At 71.8% G+C, this 22,327-nt stretch carries 21 protein-coding genes and 1 tRNA gene; 15 read left to right on the top strand and 7 right to left on the bottom strand.

Annotation, left to right across the window (positions count from 1 at the left end; all coding sequences use genetic code 11):
* Positions 1–2 precede the first annotated feature (2 nt).
* From ACFV8T_RS03840 to ACFV8T_RS03830, 3 genes are read left to right on the top strand one after another with little or no spacing between them, the layout of a single operon-like run.
* Complete coding sequence (locus tag ACFV8T_RS03840) at positions 3–2,105, top strand: acetyl-CoA carboxylase biotin carboxylase subunit (protein ID WP_385324156.1); 2,103 nt, start codon at positions 3–5, stop codon at positions 2,103–2,105.
* Positions 2,102–3,043 carry a hydroxymethylglutaryl-CoA lyase gene (locus ACFV8T_RS03835; protein WP_266418904.1) on the top strand — a complete coding sequence of 314 codons (942 nt, stop codon included), beginning with the start codon at positions 2,102–2,104 and terminating at the stop codon, positions 3,041–3,043. The genes ACFV8T_RS03840 and ACFV8T_RS03835 overlap by 4 nt, the downstream gene beginning before the upstream one ends.
* Before the next feature lie 29 nt (positions 3,044–3,072).
* The gene (locus ACFV8T_RS03830; RefSeq protein WP_385324154.1) at positions 3,073–4,239 is read left to right on the top strand and encodes an acyl-CoA dehydrogenase family protein; all 1,167 of its coding nucleotides are present in this window, start codon (positions 3,073–3,075) and stop codon (positions 4,237–4,239) included.
* Between the two features lie 33 nt (positions 4,240–4,272).
* Here the strand turns inward: ACFV8T_RS03830 and ACFV8T_RS03825 are convergent, their stop codons facing one another.
* Together ACFV8T_RS03825 and ACFV8T_RS03820 are read right to left on the bottom strand one after the other, a co-directional pair.
* A complete protein-coding gene (locus tag ACFV8T_RS03825; RefSeq protein ID WP_385324153.1) occupies positions 4,273–4,554 on the bottom strand; it encodes a GNAT family N-acetyltransferase in 282 nt (93 codons plus the stop codon).
* A gap of 192 nt (positions 4,555–4,746) precedes the next feature.
* The gene (locus ACFV8T_RS03820; protein WP_385324151.1) at positions 4,747–5,331 is read right to left on the bottom strand and encodes a helix-turn-helix domain-containing protein; all 585 of its coding nucleotides are present in this window, start codon (positions 5,329–5,331) and stop codon (positions 4,747–4,749) included.
* Positions 5,332–5,448: 117 nt separating this feature from the next.
* Here ACFV8T_RS03820 and ACFV8T_RS03815 point away from each other — a divergent pair, with 117 nt between their 5' ends.
* Both ACFV8T_RS03815 and ACFV8T_RS03810 read left to right on the top strand, forming a co-directional pair.
* A complete protein-coding gene (locus tag ACFV8T_RS03815; protein ID WP_385324148.1) occupies positions 5,449–6,285 on the top strand; it encodes an EamA family transporter in 837 nt (278 codons plus the stop codon).
* A gap of 66 nt (positions 6,286–6,351) precedes the next feature.
* Complete coding sequence (locus ACFV8T_RS03810; protein ID WP_385324145.1) at positions 6,352–7,059, top strand: B3/4 domain-containing protein; 708 nt, start codon at positions 6,352–6,354, stop codon at positions 7,057–7,059.
* 24 nt (positions 7,060–7,083) lie between these two features.
* Here the strand turns inward: ACFV8T_RS03810 and ACFV8T_RS03805 are convergent, their stop codons facing one another.
* Positions 7,084–7,854 carry a hypothetical protein gene (locus tag ACFV8T_RS03805; RefSeq protein ID WP_385324142.1) on the bottom strand — a complete coding sequence of 257 codons (771 nt, stop codon included), beginning with the start codon at positions 7,852–7,854 and terminating at the stop codon, positions 7,084–7,086.
* Between the two features lie 221 nt (positions 7,855–8,075).
* Complete coding sequence (locus ACFV8T_RS03800; protein ID WP_385324141.1) at positions 8,076–9,518, bottom strand: MFS transporter; 1,443 nt, start codon at positions 9,516–9,518, stop codon at positions 8,076–8,078.
* A 160-nt stretch (positions 9,519–9,678) separates the two neighbouring features.
* Here ACFV8T_RS03800 and ACFV8T_RS03795 point away from each other — a divergent pair, with 160 nt between their 5' ends.
* From ACFV8T_RS03795 to ACFV8T_RS03780, 4 genes are all read left to right on the top strand, one after another.
* Entirely contained in the window at positions 9,679–10,134 is a 456-nt protein-coding gene (locus ACFV8T_RS03795) for a MarR family winged helix-turn-helix transcriptional regulator (RefSeq protein ID WP_385324138.1), read from the top strand.
* A gap of 124 nt (positions 10,135–10,258) precedes the next feature.
* Entirely contained in the window at positions 10,259–10,900 is a 642-nt protein-coding gene (locus ACFV8T_RS03790; protein WP_385324137.1) for a GNAT family N-acetyltransferase, read from the top strand.
* Positions 10,897–11,256 (top strand): hypothetical protein, encoded by a 360-nt coding sequence (locus ACFV8T_RS03785; protein ID WP_385324135.1) that lies wholly within the window; start codon positions 10,897–10,899, stop codon positions 11,254–11,256. The genes ACFV8T_RS03790 and ACFV8T_RS03785 overlap by 4 nt, the downstream gene beginning before the upstream one ends.
* A gap of 107 nt (positions 11,257–11,363) precedes the next feature.
* Entirely contained in the window at positions 11,364–12,212 is an 849-nt protein-coding gene (locus ACFV8T_RS03780; protein ID WP_385324133.1) for a siderophore-interacting protein, read from the top strand.
* Between the two features lie 65 nt (positions 12,213–12,277).
* Here the strand turns inward: ACFV8T_RS03780 and ACFV8T_RS03775 are convergent, their stop codons facing one another.
* The gene (locus ACFV8T_RS03775) at positions 12,278–13,909 is read right to left on the bottom strand and encodes a beta-N-acetylhexosaminidase (RefSeq protein WP_385324130.1); all 1,632 of its coding nucleotides are present in this window, start codon (positions 13,907–13,909) and stop codon (positions 12,278–12,280) included.
* Positions 13,910–14,044: 135 nt separating this feature from the next.
* Between ACFV8T_RS03775 and ACFV8T_RS03770 the strand changes: the two genes are divergently transcribed.
* The 3 genes from ACFV8T_RS03770 (at position 14,045) to glmS (ending at position 17,238) form a co-directional block, all read left to right on the top strand.
* Positions 14,045–14,956: a DUF4429 domain-containing protein gene (locus tag ACFV8T_RS03770; protein WP_385324127.1), complete on the top strand. Its 912-nt coding sequence runs from the start codon at positions 14,045–14,047 to the stop codon at positions 14,954–14,956.
* Positions 14,957–15,089: 133 nt separating this feature from the next.
* A complete protein-coding gene (locus ACFV8T_RS03765; protein ID WP_072489218.1) occupies positions 15,090–15,365 on the top strand; it encodes a hypothetical protein in 276 nt (91 codons plus the stop codon).
* Positions 15,366–15,408: 43 nt separating this feature from the next.
* Positions 15,409–17,238: a glutamine--fructose-6-phosphate transaminase (isomerizing) gene (gene glmS, locus ACFV8T_RS03760; protein WP_266418882.1), complete on the top strand. Its 1,830-nt coding sequence runs from the start codon at positions 15,409–15,411 to the stop codon at positions 17,236–17,238.
* Positions 17,239–17,593: 355 nt separating this feature from the next.
* Here glmS and ACFV8T_RS03755 read toward each other — a convergent pair whose 3' ends face one another.
* On the bottom strand, positions 17,594–18,115 hold the full coding sequence (locus tag ACFV8T_RS03755; protein ID WP_189547056.1) for a universal stress protein: 522 nt from the start codon (positions 18,113–18,115) through the stop codon (positions 17,594–17,596).
* Between the two features lie 952 nt (positions 18,116–19,067).
* On the opposite strand from ACFV8T_RS03755, the gene ACFV8T_RS03750 reads away from it, so the two are divergent.
* The 3 genes from ACFV8T_RS03750 to ACFV8T_RS03740 all read left to right on the top strand — a co-directional run bounded on the left by ACFV8T_RS03750 (position 19,068) and on the right by ACFV8T_RS03740 (position 21,114).
* A complete protein-coding gene (locus tag ACFV8T_RS03750) occupies positions 19,068–20,303 on the top strand; it encodes a helix-turn-helix domain-containing protein (RefSeq protein ID WP_385324124.1) in 1,236 nt (411 codons plus the stop codon).
* Between the two features lie 9 nt (positions 20,304–20,312).
* Complete coding sequence (gene orn, locus ACFV8T_RS03745; protein ID WP_266418877.1) at positions 20,313–20,915, top strand: oligoribonuclease; 603 nt, start codon at positions 20,313–20,315, stop codon at positions 20,913–20,915.
* Between the two features lie 126 nt (positions 20,916–21,041).
* Positions 21,042–21,114 (top strand) — tRNA-His (locus tag ACFV8T_RS03740).
* A gap of 81 nt (positions 21,115–21,195) precedes the next feature.
* Here ACFV8T_RS03740 and ACFV8T_RS03735 read toward each other — a convergent pair.
* Positions 21,196–22,227, bottom strand: coding sequence for a LacI family DNA-binding transcriptional regulator (locus ACFV8T_RS03735; RefSeq protein WP_385324122.1), 1,032 nt, complete (start codon positions 22,225–22,227; stop codon positions 21,196–21,198).
* Between the last annotated feature and the right edge of the window lie 100 nt (positions 22,228–22,327).

The raw sequence follows: 22,327 nt of genomic DNA, 5'->3' as shown, positions 1-22,327 counted from the left end.
AGATGACGATGTTCGACACCGTTCTGGTCGCCAACCGCGGCGAGATCGCGGTACGTGTCATCCGCACGCTGCGGGAGCTGGGCGTCCGCTCGGTCGCCGTCTTCAGCGACGCGGACGCGGACGCCCGGCACGTCCGGGAGGCCGACACGGCGGTACGGATCGGGCCCGCCCCCGCCGCCATGAGCTATCTCAGCGTGCCCGCGCTGCTGGACGCGGCCCGCCGCGCCGGCGCGCAGGCCGTCCACCCGGGATACGGGTTCCTCGCCGAGAACGCGGGCTTCGCGCGGGCGTGCGCCGAGGCGGGGCTGACCTTCATCGGACCGCCCGCCTCCGCCATCACGCTGATGGGCGACAAGATCCGGGCCAAGGAGACGGTCGCGGCGGCCGGGGTTCCGGTGGTGCCCGGCTCCTCGGGGAGCGGGCTCACCGACGACCGGCTGGTCGACGCGGCCCGCGAGATCGGGATGCCGGTGCTGCTGAAGCCCTCGGCGGGCGGCGGCGGCAAGGGCATGCGGCTGGTGCGCGACGAGGCGCTGCTCGGGGACGAGATCGCGGCCGCCCGGCGCGAGGCACGGGCCTCGTTCGGCGACGACACGTTGCTGGTGGAGCGGTGGATCGACCGGCCCCGGCACATCGAGATCCAGGTGCTGGCGGACGCCCACGGCAACGTGGTCCACCTCGGCGAGCGCGAGTGCTCGCTCCAGCGCCGCCACCAGAAGATCATCGAGGAGGCGCCCTCGGTCCTGCTCGACGAGGGGACCCGGGCCGCGATGGGCGAGGCGGCCGTCCAGGCGGCCCGCTCCTGCGGCTATGTGGGCGCGGGCACGGTGGAGTTCATCGTCCCGGGCAACGACCCCGCCTCGTACTTCTTCATGGAGATGAACACCCGCCTCCAGGTCGAGCACCCGGTCACCGAGCTGGTCACCGGCCTGGACCTGGTGGAGTGGCAGCTGAGGGTCGCGGCGGGCGAGCGACTCCCGTACGAGCAGCGGGACATCACGCTCACCGGCCATGCCATCGAGGCCCGGATCTGCGCCGAGGACCCGGCACGCGGCTTCCTGCCCTCCGGCGGCACGGTCCTCGCGCTGCACGAGCCGCAGGGCAACGGGGTGCGGACGGACTCCGGGCTCGGCGAGGGCGGCGAGGTCGGCAGCCTGTACGACCCGATGCTGTCGAAGGTCATCGCGTACGGCCCCGACCGCGCCACCGCACTGCGCCGGCTGCGGGCGGCGCTCGCGGACACGGTGATCCTCGGCGTCCCGACCAACGCCGGTTTCCTGCGCCGGCTGCTCGCCCACCCGGCGGTGGTGGCGGGCGATCTGGACACGGGCCTGGTGGAGCGCGAGGTGGACACGCTGGTGCCGGATGGGGTGCCCGAGGAGGTCTACGCGGCGGCGGCGCTGCTGCGGCGGTCCGCCGGTGCGGACGGGACCCGGACCGGCACCCCCGACGCCGCCGGCTGGGCCGACCCGTTCTCGGCGGCGAGCGGCTGGCGGCTCGGCGGCACCCCGGCCCGCACGGTGCTCGACTTCCGGCTGCCCGGCCACGACCCGGTGCAGGTCTCGCTGCGCACCTGCCCGGCCGGTACGGAGCTGACGTTCGGCCATGTCGGGGAGGGCGCGCAGCCGCCGGAGCCCGTGACGGGGGCCTGCGGCCCGCTGGCCCCGCTGCCCGGCGGCAGGGAGACGGCCAGGCTGGTCGAGGTCTCCGGGCACCGCCTCACCCTCGAACTCGCCGGTGTCACCCACGCGTTCACCCATGCCGCCTCCCCGGACGGCAGATGGCTCGGCCGGGACGGCGACAGCTGGCACGTCCAGGATCACGACCCGGTGGAGGCGTCCCTGGCCGGCGCGGGCCGGTCCGGGGCGGACACGCTCGCCGCGCCCATGCCCGGGACGGTCACCGTGGTGAAGGTGGCGGTCGGGGACGAGGTCGTCGCCGGGCAGAGCCTGCTGGTGGTGGAGGCGATGAAGATGGAACACGTCATCTCCGCCCCGCACGCCGGGACCGTGACCGAGCTGGACGTCAGCGCCGGTGCCACGGTCGCGATGGACCAGATCCTGGCCGTGGTGGCCCCCGTCGAGGCGCCCGGGGAGGAAGCATGACCACGTCCCGCACCCTGCCCATGACCGTGCCGGCCCAGGACCTGCCCGCCCGGGTACGCATCCACGAGGTCGGTGCCCGCGACGGGCTGCAGAACGAGAAGACCGTCGTACCGACCGAGGTGAAGGCGGAGTTCATCCACCGGCTGGCCGCCTCGGGCCTGACCACCGTCGAGGCGACCAGCTTCGTGCACCCCAAGTGGGTGCCCCAACTGGCCGACGCCGAGGACCTGTTCCCCCGCCTGGCCGACATCGACGGCGTCGCCCTGCCGGTCCTCGTACCGAACGAACGCGGCCTGGACCGGGCCCTGGCACTCGGTGCCCGCCGGATCGCCGTGTTCGGCTCGGCGACCGAGACGTTCGCCGCCCGCAATCTCAACCGCACCGTCGACGAGTCGCTCGCCATGTTCGAGCCGGTCGTCGCCCGCGCCAAGGCCGACCGGGTGCATGTCCGCGGCTATCTGTCGATGTGCTTCGGCGACCCGTGGGAGGGGCCCGTCCCCGTCCACCAGGTCGTCCGGGTCGCCAAGGCTCTGATGGACCTCGGCTGCGACGAGCTCTCCCTCGGCGACACCATCGGTGTCGCCACGCCCGGCCACGTACAGACCCTGCTCTCGGAGCTGAACGAGGAGGGCGTGCCCACCGACACCATCGGCGTGCACTTCCACGACACGTACGGCCAGGCCCTCTCCAACACGCTCGCCGCGCTCCAGCACGGGGTGACCACCGTGGACGCCTCCGCGGGCGGCCTCGGCGGCTGCCCCTACGCGAAGAGCGCCACCGGAAATCTCGCCACCGAGGACCTCGTGTGGATGCTCCAGGGCCTCGGAGTCGAAACCGGGGTCGATCTCGACGCGCTCACCGCCACCAGCGTGTGGCTCGCCGATCAACTGGGCCGACCCAGCCCGTCCCGTACCGTCCGCGCGCTCTCGGTGCGATAGACACCGTCCCACAAGGAGTGACCCCTGCCATGCCCCTGGACCACCGGCTGACCGCCGAACACGAGGAACTGCGGCGCACCGTCGAGGAGTTCGCGCACGATGTCGTCGCGCCGAAGATCGGCGACTTCTACGAACGGCACGAGTTCCCGTACGAGATCGTGCGGGAGATGGGACGGATGGGCCTGTTCGGGCTTCCGTTCCCGGAGGAGTACGGCGGCATGGGCGGCGACTATCTCGCCCTCGGGATCGCCCTGGAGGAGCTGGCCCGGGTCGACTCGTCCGTGGCGATCACGCTGGAGGCCGGGGTCTCGCTCGGCGCGATGCCGGTCTACCACTTCGGCACCGAGGAGCAGAAGCGGCAGTGGCTGCCGAGGCTCTGCTCGGGCGAGGCGCTCGGCGCCTTCGGCCTGACCGAGCCGGACGGCGGCTCGGACGCGGGCGGCACCCGGACGACGGCGGTGCGCGACGAGGCCACCGGCGAGTGGGTGATCAACGGCTCCAAGTGCTTCATCACCAACTCCGGTACGGACATCACGGAGCTGGTCACGGTGACGGCGGTGACCGGCCGCAAGGAGAACGGCGCCCCGCTCATCTCCTCGATCATCGTGCCGTCCGGCACCGCCGGTTTCACGGTCGCCGCCCCGTACTCCAAGGTCGGCTGGAACGCCTCGGACACCCGTGAGCTGTCCTTCTCCGACGTCCGCGTCCCGCTGGCGAACCTGCTGGGCGAGGAGGGCCGCGGCTACGCCCAGTTCCTGCGCATCCTGGACGAGGGCCGGATCGCCATCTCCGCCCTGTCCACGGGCCTGGCCCAGGGCTGCGTCGACGAGTCGGTGAAGTACGCCGGGGAGCGCCACGCCTTCGGCCGGCCGATCGGCGCCAACCAGGCCATCCAGTTCAAGATCGCGGACATGGAGACGCGGGCCCACATGGCCCGGGTCGGCTGGCGCGACGCGGCCTCGCGCATGGTGGCGGGCGAGCCGTTCAAGAAGGAGGCGGCAATCGCCAAGCTGTACTCCTCGACGGTGGCGGTGGACAACGCCCGCGACGCGACGCAGATCCACGGCGGCTACGGCTTCATGAACGAGTACCCGGTCGCCAGGATGTGGCGCGACTCCAAGATCCTGGAGATCGGCGAGGGCACGAGCGAGGTCCAGCGGATGCTGATCGCCCGTGAGTTGGGTCTCCCGGCCTGACGCGATGACGGCGTGGGCGGGTCGGGCGGACGGTCAGCCCGTCCCGCCCGGCCACTCCTCGCGCACCATCCCGAACAGCACGGTGTCGTACCGCCTGCCCGCCACCGGCACGGCACCCCGGCGCCGGTCCTCCTCGCGGAAGCCCGCCTTGGCGAAGGCGCGGACGGCCCGCTCGTTGCCGCTCCAGGTGTCGAGCTCGATCCGGTGCGGCCCGAAGGCCCCGAACAGGTGCCCCACCAGCAGGCGCAGCGCGGATCGTATGCCGGGCCACCCGCCCACCGGTCGGCGGAGGTGCTCTCCGGCCCGGTCACCCACCCGAACCCTCGTGCCTCAGCCGATGCAGCGCCTCGATGCAGTCGGGGCACAACGAGTGCCCGCATTCCCGACGAAGTGACGTCGGCGTACGAGTGGCTGTGCCGGGCGGGGTGCACCAGCCGACTCGTGGTGGACAGCACAAGGTCCGACCACCGAGTCCCGCGCCGAACATCGTTCGTCGCGCAGGTCGGCTCAGGCCGTGGCGACGGGGCCGGCCGGCAGGTGGACCGTCATGATCAGGTCGCAGGGTTCGGTGCCCGCGCCGCGGTAGGCGTGTGAGGTGTCGCCGTCGAACGTGGCGGTCTGTCCGGCTTCGAGGCCGTACTCGGTGCCGTCGACGACCAGGGTCATCCGGCCGGAAGTGACGCTGACGGTCTCCACGACTCCGGCCTGGTGGGGATGGCTGGGGTACTCCTCGTCCGGTTGCAGCTGCCAGCGCCAGAGCTCGACGGGGGCCGGGCCCGAGGTCGTCAGTACGAGCCGGGCCTCGCTGCCCCGCGCTCCGGTCCACAGTGGCGCCACGGCGTCGGCGGCGACGACCCGGACACGGCCTTCGGGCGGCCCCTGCATCAGGGCGGACACCGAGATGCCGAGGGTGTCGGCCAGCCGGACCAGCGTGGCCAGGTTGGGGTTGCCCTGGGCCTTCTCCAGCCCCACCAGGGCCCCCTTGCTGACCTGGGCGCGCCGGCCGAGTTCCTCCAGGGACAGGCCGGCGCGGGTGCGGGCCGCCCGGACGTTGTGCGCGACCGTCCGCAGAGCTGCGGCTGTCTCGGCCACCTGATCACCATCCTTGCAAGTGGACCACTTCAATGCACCACGCGGTCGTTTGGTTGACACGACACGGTCGGTCCGTTGTACGGTGCGGTCGTTCCATTGAATGGTAAGGGATGTGCTGTGCTCGCTCTGCTGCTCGCCCTGGGCAGCTCACTCGCCTACGGGTGCGCCGACTTCCTCGGCGGCCTCGGCGCCCGCAAGGCACACGTGCTGCGCACCGTGATGATCGCGGCGCCGGCCAGCCTCGCGGTCGAGCTGCTGCTGTGGCCGCTCCTCGGCGCCTCGTTCAGTGCCGGTGCCCTCGGCTGGGGTGCCGCGTCGGGGGTCGCCTCGGCCGCCGCGTTCGCCATGCTCTACCGGACCCTGGCGATCGGCCCGATGAACGTGCTCTCGCCCGTCACCGCGCTGGTCTCCGCCGCGTTGCCGGTCGGGGTGGGGCTGACGCAGGGCGAGCACCTGGGCGCCGCCGGGCTGGTGGGCCTGCCGCTCGCGCTGGCGGCGGTGGTGCTGGTCAGCGCCGGACGCGGCGCAGGGATGGCCCGCCCCTCCCGAACCGCGTTGCTGCTGGCCTTCGGCGCGGGCGCCGCCATCGCGCTCCAGCTGGTCTTCCTGCACCAGGCGCCGTCCGACAGCGGGGTGGCCCCGCTGATCGTGGGCCGGGCGGTCTCCTCGGCCATCACCCTGGCCGCGGCGGGGCTGCTGCACCGCAGGCTGGGCTCCGAGCGGCCCGCGTACGCGATGTCGGCGACCGCGGGCATGCTGGACTCCCTGGCGAATCTGATGTTCCTGCTCGCCGCCCGCAGCGGGGATCTCACCGTCGTCGCCGTGATCACCGCCCTCTACCCCGCGGGCACGGTCCTGCTCGCCCGGAGCGTGCTCGCCGAACGCATCCACCGCGGCCAGCTCGTCGGCCTGGGCACCGCCGCCCTCGCCGTCGGCCTCCTCGCCCTGACCTGAGCGAGATCCCGACGCCCGCCACCCCGCCTCACCGCCTCACCGCCTCACCGCACCAAGGAAATCGCCATGCCTGCCTTTCACCTCGCCCCCGTCGTCGCGGACGCCTTCCCCGACACCCTCATCGCCCTGGTCACCGCCACCGGAATGCGCGGCCACGAACCCTGGCCCGACACCGCCGCCGCCCTGGCGGACCTGGAGCAGCGGCTCGCCGAGGGAACCTGGCAGCCCGCCGACGAGACCGACCCCCGGATCGAGGCGTGGCACACCGCCTACCGCTCCTTCGGCACCAACCCGCGCCGCATCCGCCCCAGCGTCGACGCACTCGGCCGCCGCCTCGCCAAGAAGGGCGCCCTGCCACGTATCAACCCGGCCGTCGACTCCTACAACGTCGTCTCCGTCCAGCACGGCCTGCCCGCCGGGGCCTTCGACCTGGACCGGGTCACCGGCGAGGTCGTCATCCGCCGGGCGGACGGCACCGAGTCCTTCACCCCGCTCGGCGAGCCCGACACCGTCGAGAACCCGAAGCCCGGCGAGATCATCTACGCGGACACCACCGACGTCCTGACCCGCCACTGGAACCACCGCGACGCCCACCGCACCCGTGTCACCGAGGACTCCACGCACGTCGCCTTCGTCCTCGAAACCCTCCACGCCGCACGCGACGGCCATCTCCTCACGGCTGCGGCCAGGGAGTTGCAGGGCCTGCTCGCCCCGCACGCCGAACAGACCGCGGTGCACTACCTCGGCCCGGCACAGCCCCAGGTCGTCGTCTGAGTCCTCCTGGGCGCGGCCGGTGCGTCAGTAGCGGTGGCCGGGCCAGTGCGGGTCCTCCCAGCGGGCGGGGCCGGTGAGGCCGAGGAGCCGTATCCGGTGGAGCAGTTCACCGGGTGCGCCGTGGGCGATGAGGCGGGGGCGGGCGTGGTCGAGCAGCCAGGTCGTCAGTTCGGCGCGCTTCTCGCCCTCGTCGTCCCAGGCGTCCCAGGCGCCCCAGGGGAGTTCGTCAACGAGGAGGTCGTACTCCCAGTGGGCCGCGGCCTCGGCGAGGTGCCGGGTGGCCGGGGCGCCGGTCTGCGTCTCCCAGTGAGTGAGCCACGGGGTGAGCGTGCCGGATGCCTCGACGTTCAGGGCGAGGAGTTCGTGGGCGGGGACGGCCGGGGCCGGGTCGGTGAGTGTGTGGGACCACCAGGCGTGGAGGAACTCCCTTACCGCCGCGGCCTGTTCGTCCGGCCACTGCTGCCACTGGCCCCGGTCGAACGAACGGCCGATCTCCTCCGGGCCGAGGAAGGCCTCGATGCGGCCCGCGACGAGGGACCGGGCGAACTGAGGGAGGATCCGGCGCAGCACCGACGCGTGGTCGCTCCAGTCGGGAGCCCGCCAGGTGCGTTGCAGGAGATCGTCGTACAGCTCGACGTCCGGGACCTTGAGCCGGGCGACGTCCTCGGCACTGCCCCAGTGGCACTCGCAGTTGTGCTCGTCGGGGCGGGCGGTCATTCCACGGAAGGTGACGGCGAGGCCGTCCAGTGCGGCGTCGAGGCGACGACGGGCGGGGCGCGGGACAGGGGATGTCATGGCGTTCGCCTTCGGGACTCCGGAGGCTGACGCCGTCCGAAGACTTCCACCTTACCCGGAGGGGGCGGCGATGCCGCCGCCCGGTCCGTCAACCAGCGGCGCACCGGCGCTGGTTGACGGAGCGGGCGACCCGGACGGCCCGGGATGCCGTCGGCTCGTGTTCCGCCGGTGCCGCGCGGGTACGGATACCGGGCGGCATCACGCGAACCGCGAACCGCGGCTCAGGCCTTGACCGTGGCCTGTTCGGGCGCGGCGTCGGTGCCGGCCGTGACGCGGCGCGCCGCCGGGATGGCGGCGGCGATCACCGCCGCGACCAGGGCGACGCCGCAGCCGACCAGGAGTCCGGTACGGAAGCCGTTCTCGGAGGTGAAGGTGTGGCCGCCCATGGTGACGGTCATCTGCGAGAGGACCACGCCGACCACCGCGGCGCCGATCGACGTGCCGAGGGAGCGCATGAGCGTGTTGAAGCCGTTGGCGGCGGCGGTCTCGGACAGCGGGACCGAGCCCATGATCAGTGCGGGCATCGCACCGTACGCCAGGCCGACACCGCTGCTGGTCACCATGCCGACCACCATCAGGCCCCACGCGGAGCCCATGAGCACCAGCGCCAGGCCGTAGCCGACCGCGATGACCAGGATGCCGCACACCAGGGTGAACTTCGGGCCCCGGGCGTCGATGAGCTTTCCGCCGAGCGGGGAGACGATCATCATCATGATGCCGCCGGGCGCCAGCCACAGGCCCGCCGCGAGCATCGACTGGCCCAGACCGTAGCCGGTGGCGGCGGGGAACTGCAGGAGCTGCGGCGAGATCAGCATGCTGGCGTACATGCCGAAGCCGACGAAGACGGAGGCGAGGTTGGTCATCAGCACCCGGGGACGCGCGGTGGTGCGCAGGTCGACCAACGGGTCCCGGGTACGCAGCTCCCACAGGCCCCAGGCGAGCAGCACCACGACGGCGGCGGCGAACAGGCCGAGCGTGGTCGCCGAGCCCCAGCCCCAGTCGGCGCCCTTGGAGACCGCGAGCAGCAGGCAGACCAGGCCCGCCCCGAGACCGATCGCACCGAGCACGTCGAACCGCTGACCCTTGGCTCCGGCCGGCACGTCGGGGATCAGGAACCAGATCAGCGCCGCGACCACGGTGGCCAGGCCGGCCGAGCCCCAGAACAGCACCCGCCAGTTCGTGTACTGGGCGACCGCCGCGGCGATCGGCAGGCCGAGCGCGCCGCCGATACCCATGGAGGCGCTGACCAGCGCGATGGAGGAGCTGAGCTTCTCCGCCGGGACCACGTCACGCAGCAGGGCGATGCCGAGCGGCAGCACGCCCATGCCCATGCCCTGGAGACCGCGGCCGACGATCATGGGGACGACGGACGAGGAGAGCGCGCACACCACCGAGCCGGCTATCAGCGGCACGGAGCACGCGAGAAGCATCCGGCGCTTGCCGACCATGTCACCCAGACGTCCGGAGACGGGCACGCAGACGGCGGACACCAGCAGGGTGACGGTGATCACCCACGCCGCGTTCGAGGGGGTGGTGTTCAGGATCTGCGGCAACTCCGCGATGAGCGGGGTGACCAGGGTCTGCATGATCGCCGCCGTGACGCCGGCGATGGCCAGCGTGGCGACGACACCGCCGGTGCGGGTTGATGGCTGGGGGGCACCCATCCGGGACTCCTCGGGGTACGTATCGGAAGAAGACTATGCATCGTACATACTCAATGCATCGAGCACGTTATATGTACGTTGCACAGGCCTATGGGAGAATGAGGACCGACATCCGGAAACACGCCGGGACGCCCGGACGACCGCAGGAGGCGGCAGGCGCATGACCAGGCCCACACACGAGGTCGAGTACGAGCAGATGCTCCTCAGCCGCCACGGCCTCCTGCAGAACAAGGGCGGGCGGCGCAAGGACGGCCTGATGGACCACAGCGCGTACATCCTGCTCAGCCGCGTCCGCATCCAGGGGCCGATGTCGATCGGTGAGCTCAGCGACGCCTTCGGGCTCGACGCCTCCACCCTCAACCGGCAGACCGCGGCGGCCGTGCGCGCCGGACTCGTGAAACGCATCCCGGACCCCGAGGGCGGCATGGCCCGCAAGTTCCGGATCACCGACGAGGGCGCCCGCATGCTCGACGCGGAACGCGAGGGCCTCGTCCGCTCCCTGGAGCGGGTCATGGCCAACTGGTCGGACGAGGACATCTCCGGCTTCGCCGCCTACCTGAGGCGCTTCAACACCGACATCGAGCGCCTGGGCGGCCGCCCCTGGCCGCGCCCCTGACCGTCCGCGACGCCTGGCACATGGCCGACGCACGCGACCGCGGCGCCCCACCGGAAGCGCCCGCGGTGCGGCCGACCGGGGAATCCGCTCGACAGGGCGCCGCCCCGCCCGGCAGAGTCCGTCCATGAAGCCGCAGCACTGGCCCCTCTACGGGCTCCGCCTCCGCACGCCCCGTTTGGAACTACGCCTCCCGGACCTGGAGTTGCTGGACGGCCTCGCGTCGGTCGCCGCCGACGGGGTGCATGCGCCGGGCGAGATGCCGTTCACGGTTCCCTGGACCGCCGTACCGCCCGAGGAGCGCGGCAGGGCCGTGTTCCAGCATGTGCTGTCCACCGTCGCCAACTGGTCGGTACGGGACTGGGCGTTGAGCCTCGCCGTGCTGTGCGAGGGCAAGGTGGTCGGGCGGCAGGACGTGATGGCGAGGGACTTCGCCGTGACCGGCGAGGTCAGCACCGGGTCGTGGCTGGGCCTCGCCCACCAGGGCCGGGGCATCGGCACCGAGATGCGGGCCGCCGCCCTGCATCTCGCCTTCGCCGGCCTCGGGGCCCGGACCGCGGTGTCGGACGCGATGACCGACAACCCGCGCTCGCTGGGTGTCTCGCGCCGGCTCGGCTATCTGCCGGACGGCCTCGCGGTCGCCGCCGTGCGGGGAGCGCCCGTCACCCTGCAACGACTGCGGATGGACCGCGCGCGCTGGGAGGAGTGCCGGAGCATCGAGGTCACCGTCGAGGGACTCGACGGCTGCCGGGCGGAGTTCGGGGCATGACGCTGCTCGTGCACACCTTCGTCCACGACGGGGCGGAGAAGCCGCGGCTGCTCGACGACCCCGAGGACGGCAGCGACATGGCCGGGTTCGAGAGCAGCCGGACCAAGCTCTGGGGCTCGGAGTGCGCCAGGAGGCTCGGGGCCCGGTTCTTCCCGGAGCCGGCCACCGGCGATCTGTACGTGCAGCCGGAGGACGTCGAGGCCTTCCTCGCCGAGTGCGAGCTGATGCGCGGGCACACGACACAGCTGGGTGCGCACAGCGGCTACGGGAGGGACTACGTGGCGGCCCGGCTCGCCAACATCACCCGTGCCGCGCTGCGGGCCCGGTCGGTGGGCGGCGGGGTCCTGGTCCGGTGAGCGGCCCCGGGGCACCCCCGAAACCCCAATGAGGTTAGGCTAACCTTCCCAAGAATACGCGGCGGCCGGTTCCCGGCTTCGCTTCCGGTTCCTGGGAGGACCCCCTCATGACGACGTCCGTCGCACCCCCCACAGCCCCGTTCCGGTTCTTCGGCCTGACGGTCACGCGGACCCGGCGGCTCGGCCCCTCCATGCTCCGGATCACCTTCGGCGGCCCTGGGCTCGACGGCTTCGCCGCCGGCGGACGCGACCAGAGCCTGTCGCTGTTCCTGCCGCACCCGGGGCAGTCCGAACCGGTAGTCCCGGTCGACGGGAACGGCGACTGGTTCGCCGCCTGGCGGGCCCTGCCCGAGGACGTACGGGCCGTGATGCGCTCGTACACCGTGCGCGCCCAGCGCACGACGCCCGGCGGGGCGACCGAGATCGACATCGACTTCGCGCTGCACGGGGACGGCGGCCCCGCCTGCCGCTGGGCCGAGGACGCCTCCCCCGGCGACCGGCTCACGGCGCTGGGCCCGGCCGTCGAGGACAACACGGCCGTCCGCTTCCGCCCTCCCGAGGACACCGACTGGGTGCTGATCTGGGCCGACGAGACCGCGCTGCCCGCCGCGGCCGCCGCCCTGGAGTGGCTGCCCGCAGGCATGAAGGCCCGGGTCTGGCTGGAGGTTCAGCACACCCAGGACCGCCAGGCCCTCAACACCGCAGCCAGGGCCAGGATCACCTGGCTCGTACGGGACGAGGGCGCACCCGCGGCCACCGCGGCCATCGAGGCGGCCGAACTGCCCGGGGGGACGCCGTACGTCTGGATCGCGGGCGAGTCCTCGCAGGTGCGGGCGGTGCGCCGGCACCTGGTGCGTGAGCGCGGGTTCGACCGCGGGCGCGTGACGTTCGTCGGGTACTGGCGCCGCGGGATGAGCGAGGAGCAGCTGCGCGAGGCGGCGGCCGGTGACGAGTAGACCGCGGGCACCGGGACCGTCCGGCGACCGGGAAGGTACCCGGCCGCCGGACGGTCCCGGTCACCTCACTCGGCGGCCCAGGGGACCTGCGGCGCCCGGTAGTAGTCGACGCCGAGTGCCGAGAGCCGCGGCCCCTGCGCCCCCAGCCGCACCTTGTACGCGTCCCAGTCGTGCGTGGCCGCGGGCGACCAGCCGAGCTCCGCGACCCCGGGCAGCCGGGGGAACGCCATCTGCTCGATCTCGTCGCTGTCGGTCAGGGTCTCCGACCAGAGCGGCGCCTCGACCCCGAGGACCGAGCCCTCCGGTGCGCCGGCCAGGTAGGTCGCCGGGTTCCAGTCGTACGAGCGCTGGACCGATACGTAGCCGGCCCAGGCCAGCCCCAGCTCGGTGTCCTTGTCGTACTTCATGTCGAGGTAGCTGCGGTCGGCCGGGGACAGCACCAGCTTCGTGCCGTTCACGGCGGCGTCCGCGACCTGCTTGCGCTCGGCGTCGCCCGTCCGGTCGTAACCCCAGTACTGGGCGACCGCGCCCTTCACCGGCGTGCCCCCGGTCAGCTGGTGCCAGCCCACCACGGTCTTGCCGTACTTGCCGACGATGGCCTGCGCCTTGTCCATGAACGCCACATAGTCCTCGTGGCTGGTGGAGTGCGCCTCGTCGCCGCCGATGTGGAGGTACTTGCCGGGCGTGAGCGCGGCGAGCTCACGGACCACGTCGTCCACGAAGTCGTACGTGACGGCCTTCGGGACGCAGAGCGAGCTGAAGCCGACACCGGTGCCGGTGTACAGCGGCGGCGCGACCCCGTCACAGTTCAGCTCCGCGTACGAGGCGAGTGCCGCGTTGGTGTGGCCGGGCAGGTCGATCTCCGGCACGACCTCCAGATAGCGGGAGGAGGCGTACCGGACGATCTCCTTGTAGTCGCTCTTCGTGTAGTGGCCGCCGGGGCCGCCGCCGACCTCCGTCTGCCCGCCGTACGTGGCGAGCCGCGGCCAGGAGTCGATGGCGATCCGCCAGCCCTGGTCGTCGGAGAGATGCAGATGGAGCTTGTTCATCTTGTAGAGGGCGAGCTGGTCGATGTAGCGCTTGACCTCGGTGACGGAGAAGAAGTGCCGGGAGACGTCGAGCATCGCGCTGCGGTACGCGTAGCGCGGCGCGTCCGTGACCGTGCCGCCCGCGACCGTCCACGGGCCCTTCTGGGGGGTCTTCTTCTCCACGTCGGCCGGGAGCAGTTGGCGGAGCGTCTGGACGCCGTGGAAGAGTCCCGCGGGGCCGCGTGCGGTGATGGTGACGGAGCCGCGGCTCGACTTCAGGCTGTAGCCCTCGGCGCCCAGTGCGCCGTTGCGGGAGTCGAGACGCAGCCGGATGCCGTTGCCGGCGTCGCCGGTGACCGGCAGCGGGTATCCGGTGGACGGGCGCAGCACACCCGCCAGGTAGTCGCCGACCCGTCGGGCCTCGCCGGAGCCGTCGACGCGGATCCTGGTGTCCGCCGTGATGGTGTACGGGGAGCCGCCGGGCTTCGCCTCGGCGGGGGCGGGCACGATCTGGCCGAGCGGACGGGGCGAGGCGGTGGCGGCCGGGCCACTGTTCGCCGCCGGTCTTTCCGTTGTGGCGCCGACAGTGGAGATCCCGGCCGCCGTGACGAGCAGCAGCGAGCCGAGAAGGCGGGGAAGGGCGGTGCGCTGTGTCCTGTGCAGTCTCACAAGCCGGGTCCCTTTCGACGGGTTCACACCTGTGGATCTCCTGAGCAACCGAACCATCACCATGCGTATCGTGCACCTCACGTATGGTCAAGGTGTAGACCACTTCCCTGTCGCACGACTGAGAGAATCTGCCGCATGGCGGAAATAACCCAGCGCGACGGAACGTGGACCTTCGACGGCGAAACGGTGCGGATCGTGCCGGGCCGGGGCAAGGGCATCCACCCGCTCCGGCAGGAGCTGGGCGAATGCGTCGTCCCGCTGCGGGCGTTGGCGGGCATCTCCTTCGAGCCGGACCGCAAGGGCGGCCGGCTGCGACTGCGGCTGCGCGACGGCGCGTGCCCGGTGCTGCGCGCGGCCGACGGCAGGCTCAAGGACGCCGCGGACCCCTACCAACTGACCGTGGACAAGAACCGGAGCGGGCTGGCGGAGTACTTCGTCGACGAGGTGCGCAGCGCCCTGCTGGTCGAGCAGGTGCCCACCGGCGCGGTGGACGGCTTCCTGCTGCCGGGGCCCGCGGTGCCGGTCGCCGGTGGCGGCGGGGACGGCACGGCCTCGTTCGACGGGGAGACCGTCCGCCTCACCTGGAACTGGAAGGCCAACGAGATCAAGACCTCGGGCGGCCCGGTCGCGTTCCCGGTCTCGGAGGTGACCGGCGTGCACTGGGTGCCCGCCATCGGTCTGGAGAACGGGCATCTGCGCTTCGTGCGGCGCGAGGGCCCGGCGTCGGCCCCGGCGGCCGAGGACGACCCGTACTCGCTGGATCTGTGGGGGCTGTCCAAGAAGGAGTACACGGCGGTCCTGGTCGCGGCGGCGGTCCTGGTACGGCTGCCCGATGCGGCGGGGGCGGGTCCCGCCCCCGGAGGTGCCGCGCCCGCGGAGCTCACGGCCCCGGCCGCACCCGCGGCACCCGTCCCGGCCGCGCCGTCCGGCGACGATCACGACGTACTGCTGCGCCGGCTGCGCGAGCTCGGTGAGCTGCACCGGTCCGGGGTGCTCACCGACGACGAGTTCGGCGCCGCCAAGCAGGCCGTCCTCAAGCGCCTGTAGGCGTCCCGGAGCTGTCGCGACCACGGGCCCGGAACACCGTTCCGGGCCCGTTCGAGAGCGTAATCACACCAGAGCCTGCCCGATATCGGGCAGAATTGTTGCGTAAGCGCCCCACCCATCGCAATATCAACGAGTGCTCGAACGCCGCCCGTCGCATGACGACCTCATCGACCACCTGGTGCGCAGCACCGCGCTCCAGCGCGGTGAAGCCGCCCGGGTGATCCTCGACGTGCTGGCGTACTTCGACGAGACGACCGACGACTTCGTCCGCCGCCGCCACCGCGAACTGCAGTCCGGCGGCCTGGTCAACGCGGAGATCTTCGAGCGGATCGCGGCCGAACTGCCGCACCGCGCGGTCGCGCCGCCGGAGCTCTCGCTCCGCCAGCTGCGCCGCATCGTCTACGGCTGAACAACGGGCACCACAGGTACGTCGATGGAGGGGCAGAGACTTTATGTGCGGAATCGTCGGATATATCGGGAAGCGTGATGTGGCTCCGCTGCTGCTGGAAGGGCTGCAGCGGCTGGAGTACCGGGGTTACGACTCCGCGGGCATCGTGATCACCGGCAAGGCGTCGGCCGGCAAGCCCGCCGCCCTGCGGATGGTCAAGGCGAAGGGCCGGGTCCGCGAGCTGGAGGCCCGCGTTCCCAAGCGCTTCACCGGCACCACCGGTATCGCCCACACCCGCTGGGCCACCCACGGCGCCCCGAGCGACGAGAACGCGCACCCCCACCTGGACGCCGAGAACAAGGTCGCCGTCGTCCACAACGGCATCATCGACAACGCCTCCGAGCTCCGTGCGAAGCTCGTCGCCGACGGCGTCGTCTTCCTCTCCGAGACCGACACCGAGGTGCTGGTCCACCTGATCGCCCGCGCCCAGGCGGACACCCTGGAGGAGAAGGTCCGCGAGGCGCTGCGCTCGGTCGAGGGCACGTACGGCATCGCCGTCATGCACGCCGACTTCAACGACCGCATCGTGGTCGCCCGCAACGGCTCCCCGGTCGTGCTCGGCATCGGCGAGAAGGAGATGTTCGTCGCCTCGGACGTCGCCGCGCTGGTCGCCCACACCCGCCAGGTCGTCACCCTGGACGACGGCGAGATGGCCACCCTCAAGGCCGACGACTTCCGTACGTACACCACGGAGGGCTCGTCCACGACGGCCACGCCGACCACCGTGGAGTGGGAGGCCGAGTCCTACGACATGGGCGGCCACGACACGTACATGCACAAGGAGATCTCCGAGCAGGCCGACGCCGTCGACCGGGTGCTGCGCGGCCGGATCGACGACCGCTTCGCCACCGTGCACCTGGGCGGCCTCAACCTCGACGCCCGGGAGGCGCGCGGGGTCCGCCGGATCAAGATCCTCGGCTGCGGCACCTCGTACCACGCGGGCCAGATCGGCGCCCAGCTGATCGAGGAGCTGGCCCGCATCCCCGCGGACGCCGAGCCCGCCTCCGAGTTCCGCTACCGCAACCCGGTCGTCGACCCGGACACGCTGTACGTCGCGGTCTCCCAGTCCGGCGAGACGTACGACGTGCTGGCCGCCGTCCAGGAGCTCAAGCGCAAGGGCGCCCGGGTGCTCGGTGTCGTCAACGTGGTGGGTTCGGCCATCGCCCGGGAGGCGGACGGCGGCACGTACGTCCACGCCGGTCCCGAGGTGTGCGTCGTCTCCACCAAGTGCTTCACCAACACGGTCGTCGCGTTCGCGCTGCTCGCGCTGCACCTGGGCCGGATCCGGGACCTGTCGGTCGCCGACGGCAAGCGGATCATCGAGGGGCTGCGCAGGCTGCCCGCCCAGATCAGCGAGATCCTGGCGAACGAGGACGAGATCAAGAAGATGGCGGCCGAGTACGCGGACGCCAAGTCGATGATGTTCATCGGCCGGGTGCGCGGCTACCCCGTCGCCCGCGAGGCCTCGCTGAAGCTCAAGGAGGTCTCGTACATCCACGCCGAGGCGTACCCGGCCTCCGAGCTGAAGCACGGGCCGCTGGCGCTGATCGAGCCCGCGATGCCGACGGTGGCGATCGTGCCGGACGACGACCTGCTGGAGAAGAACCGTGCCGCGATGGAGGAGATCAAGGCCCGCAGCGGCCGCATCCTCGCCGTCGCCCACCAGGTGCAGGAGAAGGCCGACCACACCATCGTCGTGCCGAAGAACGAGAACGAGCTGGACCCGATCCTGATGGGCATCCCGCTCCAGCTCTTCGCGTACCACACGGCGCTGGCCATGGGCCGTGACATCGACAAGCCGCGCAACCTGGCGAAGTCCGTCACCGTCGAATAGGCCCGCGCACACAACAGCTCACACGCGCGCCCGGCGCGCAGAACGGCCCCGTACCCACCGCGAGCGCGGGTACGGGGCCGTTCCGGCGCCAACCTCCACGGCACCGGGGTGACCGATACCGAACGTCAACAGGGCGGCTCCCGGGGCGAGATGACCGAGGGTGGAGGCGCCGGACGCTTCCCGCGGGGACGCCGTTGTCCGCGGCAGGCCGCTCCGCGAGCGTGCCATCCGCCTCCGCCCGACATGAATTGCCGGTTTACGCAGACGAGTTGACGCCATGTCGAACGAGGGGTCGATCGACGGGTCGCAGGAGTGACGGAAGAGGCAGCCGGGGCGTCGGGCGCCCGACGGGCTCTCAGGGGATGACGACGACCGGGCGCTGCGCACGCCGCGCGAGGCGTCCCGCCACCGAGCCGAAGATGCGGCCGACGATGCCGTGCGTGGAGCCGACGACGATGGCGTCGGCCGAGTACTCCCGGCCGACCTCCTCCAGCTCGTGGCAGATGTCCCCGCCCCGCTCGACGAGGACCCAGGGAACCTCGGAGAGGTAGTCCGCGCAGGCGAGCTCCAGACCGAGCACCTCGGTGCGGTGATCGGGCACGTCCACGAAGACGGGCGGCTCGCAGCCTGCCCAGACCGTGGTCGGCAGCCGGTTGGCGACATGGACGATGATCAGGCCGGAGCCTGATCTTCGGGCCATCCCGATGGCATAGGCGAGGGCGCGTTCACTGGAGGTCGAGCCGTCGAAGCCGACGACGACCCCATGACGGAACGCGGGATCGCAGGAGTGACGTGTTTCTTCGACCGTCTGCGGGTCCGACATGGGGTCGGCTACCTGCTTGCGGTCGGCGGGTTCGGGGATTTCGTGACCGGCCATCGGTGTCTCGGCGAAGAGAGTCCTCGTGAGGAGAGCGACTTGGGGAAGGTGGGTCAGCGGGCGGTGTTGCGGTGTCCGGGAATCATCTTCCCAACCCCTTACCCCCAAGGGTACGGCGCCACTCCTCCACTGCCCAGACCCGCGCAAAGCGCGCGCGACGTTTCACGGAGCATGCCCGAGGCGGACCCCGTATGGCAATGCCGCTTGTGCTGTACACCGACGCCGCCGGGCCGGGACGGCTGCCCTCGGTGACCGGACGGATCCGGATCCGTCATCCCCCGGACCCGGGCACGGCCCCCGCGCCCCCGGAGCGACCCCGGAACGGATCACCGCCCCACTGCCGACCGCCGGGGCCGGCATCCCGCCCCGGGCGTCCCACCGCACCCGCTCCGGCCCGTCCGCCCCGCTCCCGGCGACCGGCCCGGCCGGGAACCGACACCGGCCCGGCGGGCGGAATCCGGTCGATGCCGGTTGCCACCGCTCGATTCCGTACGATCAGCCGTCCGACCTGCCCAGGGGGCGCAAAGAAGCGGTTGATCACCCGGGTTGTGCGCCGGTTCAATGACTGAATCACGTATGCACAACCGTCTATTTTCAGCCAACTTCATACCCGTGCCCATTCCTTGCCGAATTGGCCGATCAACCCCCTTGCCACCAGGCAGGAAGAGACCGCGCGGTACGCTTCCACCCAACGGGGACGGGCCATGAACGCCAGACGCACTTCCCTGCACGGCTTTCGGATGAAACGCTTCGTGATCGAATGCTTCCCGCCAAGTGGCCTTGTCGACATAACGCCGGTTGGTGAACTTGTCACGCCGGCACCACGGGACGCAGTAGATTCGATCTTGGGTATCGAAGTCTGGGGAACTCGTGCAGGACCGAGGGGAAAAGTGCAGGTGCGACAGGCCCGTAAGGACCAGGGAGACGCGAACACCGAGGGGGGCTTAGCGTCATGAGCCAGGACTCCGCCGCCGCAACGGAGGCTGTACGGAAGCTCAGTGGCCGTCGACGACGAGAAGTCGTCGCCGTGCTGCTGTTCAGCGGCGGCCCCATCTTCGAGAGTTCGATCCCGCTCTCCGTGTTCGGAATCGACCGCCAGGACGCGGGAGTTCCGCGCTACCGACTCCTCGTCTGCGGCGGGGAAGAAGGACCGCTGCGGACCACCGGGGGACTCGAACTCACCGCGCCCTACGGGCTGGAGGCGATCAGCAGGGCCGGCACCGTCGTGGTGCCCGCCTGGCGTTCGATCACCTCGCCGCCGCCCGCCGAGGCGCTGGAGGCGCTGCGCCGCGCCCACGAGGAGGGCGCCCGCATCGTCGGGCTGTGCACGGGCGCGTTCGTGCTCGCCGCCGCCGGTCTGCTGGACGGCCGTCCGGCGACCACACACTGGATGTACGCACCGACGCTGGCCAAGCGCTATCCGTCGGTCCACGTCGATCCGCGTGAGCTGTTCGTCGACGACGGCGATGTGCTCACCTCCGCGGGGACAGCAGCCGGGATCGATCTCTGTCTGCACATAGTCCGCACGGACCACGGCACGGAGGCCGCCGGGGCACTGGCCCGCCGGCTCGTCGTGCCGTCGCGGCGCAGTGGCGGCCAGGAGCGCTACCTCGACAGGTCTTTACCCGAGGAGATCGGCTCCGACCCGCTCGCCGAGGTCGTGGCCTGGGCACTGGAGCATCTCCACGAGCAGTTCGACGTGGAGACGCTGGCCGCGCGCGCCTACATGAGCAGGCGGACCTTCGACCGCAGGTTCCGTTCGCTCACCGGCAGCGCACCGCTCCAGTGGCTGATCACCCAGCGGGTGCTGCAGGCGCAGCGGCTGCTGGAGACGTCCGAGTACTCGGTCGACGAGGTGGCGGGCCGCTGCGGCTTCCGCTCGCCGGTCGCGCTGCGCGGACACTTCCGGCGTCAGCTGGGCTCCTCCCCCGCCGCGTACCGGGCCGCCTACCGGGCCCGTCGTCCGCAGGGCGGTGGCGCGGAGCCGGTGGCCACGGCGACCGAGCCGGTCGTACCCGCTCAGGGCAACGCGGCGATCCGGCGTGCCGCGGCCACGGCCACCTCGCCGGGCCCGCATGCCGTCGCGACGCCGTCGGCCGGTACGGTCCAGCCGGAGCAGGGGAAACCCGGCCCCGACGCGTACACGACCGGGCGCCCGACCCTGCCGGGGCAGCGGAGCGCCCCGTAGGGTGGGGCCATGAACGATCGCATGGTGTGGATCGACTGCGAGATGACCGGGCTCTCGTTGACGGAAGACGCACTCATCGAGGTGGCCGCACTGGTCACCGACTCGGAGCTGAACGTGCTCGGCGAAGGGGTGGACATCGTGATCCGCCCGCCGGACGCGGCCCTGGAGACCATGCCCGAGGTGGTGCGGCAGATGCACACCGCCTCGGGCCTCCTCGACGAGCTGGCCGGGGGCACCACCCTGGCTGACGCCGAGGCCCAGGTGCTGAACTACGTCCGCGAGCATGTGAAGGAGCCCGGCAAGGCCCCGCTCTGCGGGAACTCGGTCTCCACCGACCGCGGTTTCCTGGCGCGGGACATGGCGGCCCTGGAGGGCTACCTCCACTACCGGATCGTCGATGTCTCCTCGATCAAGGAGCTGGCGCGCCGCTGGTACCCGAGGGCGTACTTCAACAGCCCGGCCAAGAACGGAAACCACCGGGCGCTCGCGGACATCCGTGACTCCATCACGGAGCTGCGCTACTACCGCGAGGCGGTCTTCGTGCCGCAGCCCGGTCCGGACTCGGAGCGCGCGAAGGCCATCGCGACACGCGTCGCGCCGCCCGCGCCGTAGGACCTTGTGAAGCCGCTGGTCATGGCCCTTTCGGGGGCCGGGATCAGCGGCTGAACAACTGGGGAGCGAGCACCCTCTCGGACCCTGTACACTTTTTCTCGGCCGGTCAGAAAAAGACCGGACATGGTGGGTATAGCTCAGATGGTAGAGCACCTGGTTGTGGTCCAGGATGTCGCGGGTTCGAGTCCCGTTACTCACCCTGAAGGGAAGGGCCTCGGTCTTCGGACCGGGGCCCTTCTCGTGTCTGAGCCCCTCTCAGCGGGCGGCCGTGTGACGGTCGTCACGAGGAGTCGCGGACGACCAGTTCGGTGGGGAGCACGATCTGCGGGCGCTCCTGGTTCTCGCTCGCGATCTCCTTGAGCAGTACGCGGGCCATCGTGCGGCCCATCTCCTCGATCGGCTGGCGCACGCTGGTGAGGGCCGGGTCCATGTGGCGGGCCACCGCCGAGTCGTCGAAGCCGATGAGGGCCACGTCATCCGGGATGCGCCGGCCGGCCTCGCGCAGCACCTGGCGGGCGCCCGCAGCCATGACGTCGGAGGCCGCGAAGACCGCGTCGACGTCGGGGCGGCGGGCGAGCAGCTCGCGCATGGCCCGCGCACCGCCCTCCTCGGTGAAGTCGGCCGGGGCGATCAGCCGCTCGTCCGGTTCGAGACCGGCCCCGGACATCGCCTCGCGGTAGCCGTCGAGACGGCGCTGCGCTCCGTAGACGTCCCGGGGTCCGGTGATCGTGGCGATGGCGCGGCGCCCCCGGGAGACGAGATGGCCGACCGCGGCGCCGGCGCCCCCGAAGTTGTCGGAGTCGACCGAGGCGAGCGTTTCGGAGGCCCATCTGCGGCCGCTCATCACGGCCGGCATGCCGAGCTGCTCCAGCAGGTCCGGCAGCGGGTCGTCGGCGTGGACGGAGACCAGCAGCACGCCGTCCACGCGGTGCGCGGTCAGGTACTGGGCCAGCCGGCGGCGCTCGCGGTCGTTGCCGACGAGGGTGAGCAGCAGTTGCATGTCGGTGTCGGCGAGCGCCGCTCCGACACCGCGGACGATGTCGGAGAAGTACGGCTCGGCGAAGAAGCGGGTCTCCGGCTCGGGCACCACCAGGGCGATGGCGTCCGTGCGGTTCCCGGCGAGCGCGCGGGCCGCGCGATTCGGTACGTAGCCCAGCTCGGCGACGGCCGCCTCCACCGCCTCGCGGGTGTGCGCGCTGACCCGTGGTGAGCCGTTGATGACCCGCGAGGCCGTGCCGCGCCCCACCCCTGCCCGTGCCGCGACCTCTTCGAGCGTGGGCCGGCCACCGCTCCGTACTCGCGCTGCCGTCATGGCTGCCTCCCGTTCGCGGTCAATTTCTCACAGCCGGATGGGCAAACCAAGCGTGGGGGGAACGACGGGGGCCCGGCCTCCCGCGGCCGGGTCCCCGGGA

This window comes from Streptomyces sp. NPDC059832, assembly GCF_042731715.1.
In the GTDB taxonomy this organism is placed as follows: domain Bacteria; phylum Actinomycetota; class Actinomycetes; order Streptomycetales; family Streptomycetaceae; genus Streptomyces.
The sequence above is the reverse complement of the archived record's forward strand: the minus strand, read 5'-3'. Positions and strand labels throughout refer to the sequence as shown.

Coding starts and splice junctions, on each gene's coding strand:
- ACFV8T_RS03780 (WP_385324133.1), top strand. CDS start 11,364: ATGACGACGTCCGTCGCACCCCCCACAGCCCCGTTCCGGTTCTTCGGC.
- glmS (WP_266418882.1), top strand. CDS start 15,409: ATGTGCGGAATCGTCGGATATATCGGGAAGCGTGATGTGGCTCCGCTG.
- ACFV8T_RS03735 (WP_385324122.1), bottom strand. CDS start 22,227: ATGACGGCAGCGCGAGTACGGAGCGGTGGCCGGCCCACGCTCGAAGAG.
- ACFV8T_RS03770 (WP_385324127.1), top strand. CDS start 14,045: ATGGCGGAAATAACCCAGCGCGACGGAACGTGGACCTTCGACGGCGAA.
- ACFV8T_RS03755 (WP_189547056.1), bottom strand. CDS start 18,115: ATGGCCGGTCACGAAATCCCCGAACCCGCCGACCGCAAGCAGGTAGCC.
- ACFV8T_RS03805 (WP_385324142.1), bottom strand. CDS start 7,854: ATGACATCCCCTGTCCCGCGCCCCGCCCGTCGTCGCCTCGACGCCGCA.
- ACFV8T_RS03785 (WP_385324135.1), top strand. CDS start 10,897: ATGACGCTGCTCGTGCACACCTTCGTCCACGACGGGGCGGAGAAGCCG.
- ACFV8T_RS03795 (WP_385324138.1), top strand. CDS start 9,679: ATGACCAGGCCCACACACGAGGTCGAGTACGAGCAGATGCTCCTCAGC.
- ACFV8T_RS03835 (WP_266418904.1), top strand. CDS start 2,102: ATGACCACGTCCCGCACCCTGCCCATGACCGTGCCGGCCCAGGACCTG.
- ACFV8T_RS03750 (WP_385324124.1), top strand. CDS start 19,068: ATGAGCCAGGACTCCGCCGCCGCAACGGAGGCTGTACGGAAGCTCAGT.
- ACFV8T_RS03840 (WP_385324156.1), top strand. CDS start 3: ATGACGATGTTCGACACCGTTCTGGTCGCCAACCGCGGCGAGATCGCG.
- ACFV8T_RS03830 (WP_385324154.1), top strand. CDS start 3,073: ATGCCCCTGGACCACCGGCTGACCGCCGAACACGAGGAACTGCGGCGC.
- orn (WP_266418877.1), top strand. CDS start 20,313: ATGAACGATCGCATGGTGTGGATCGACTGCGAGATGACCGGGCTCTCG.
- ACFV8T_RS03790 (WP_385324137.1), top strand. CDS start 10,259: ATGAAGCCGCAGCACTGGCCCCTCTACGGGCTCCGCCTCCGCACGCCC.
- ACFV8T_RS03810 (WP_385324145.1), top strand. CDS start 6,352: ATGCCTGCCTTTCACCTCGCCCCCGTCGTCGCGGACGCCTTCCCCGAC.
- ACFV8T_RS03800 (WP_385324141.1), bottom strand. CDS start 9,518: ATGGGTGCCCCCCAGCCATCAACCCGCACCGGCGGTGTCGTCGCCACG.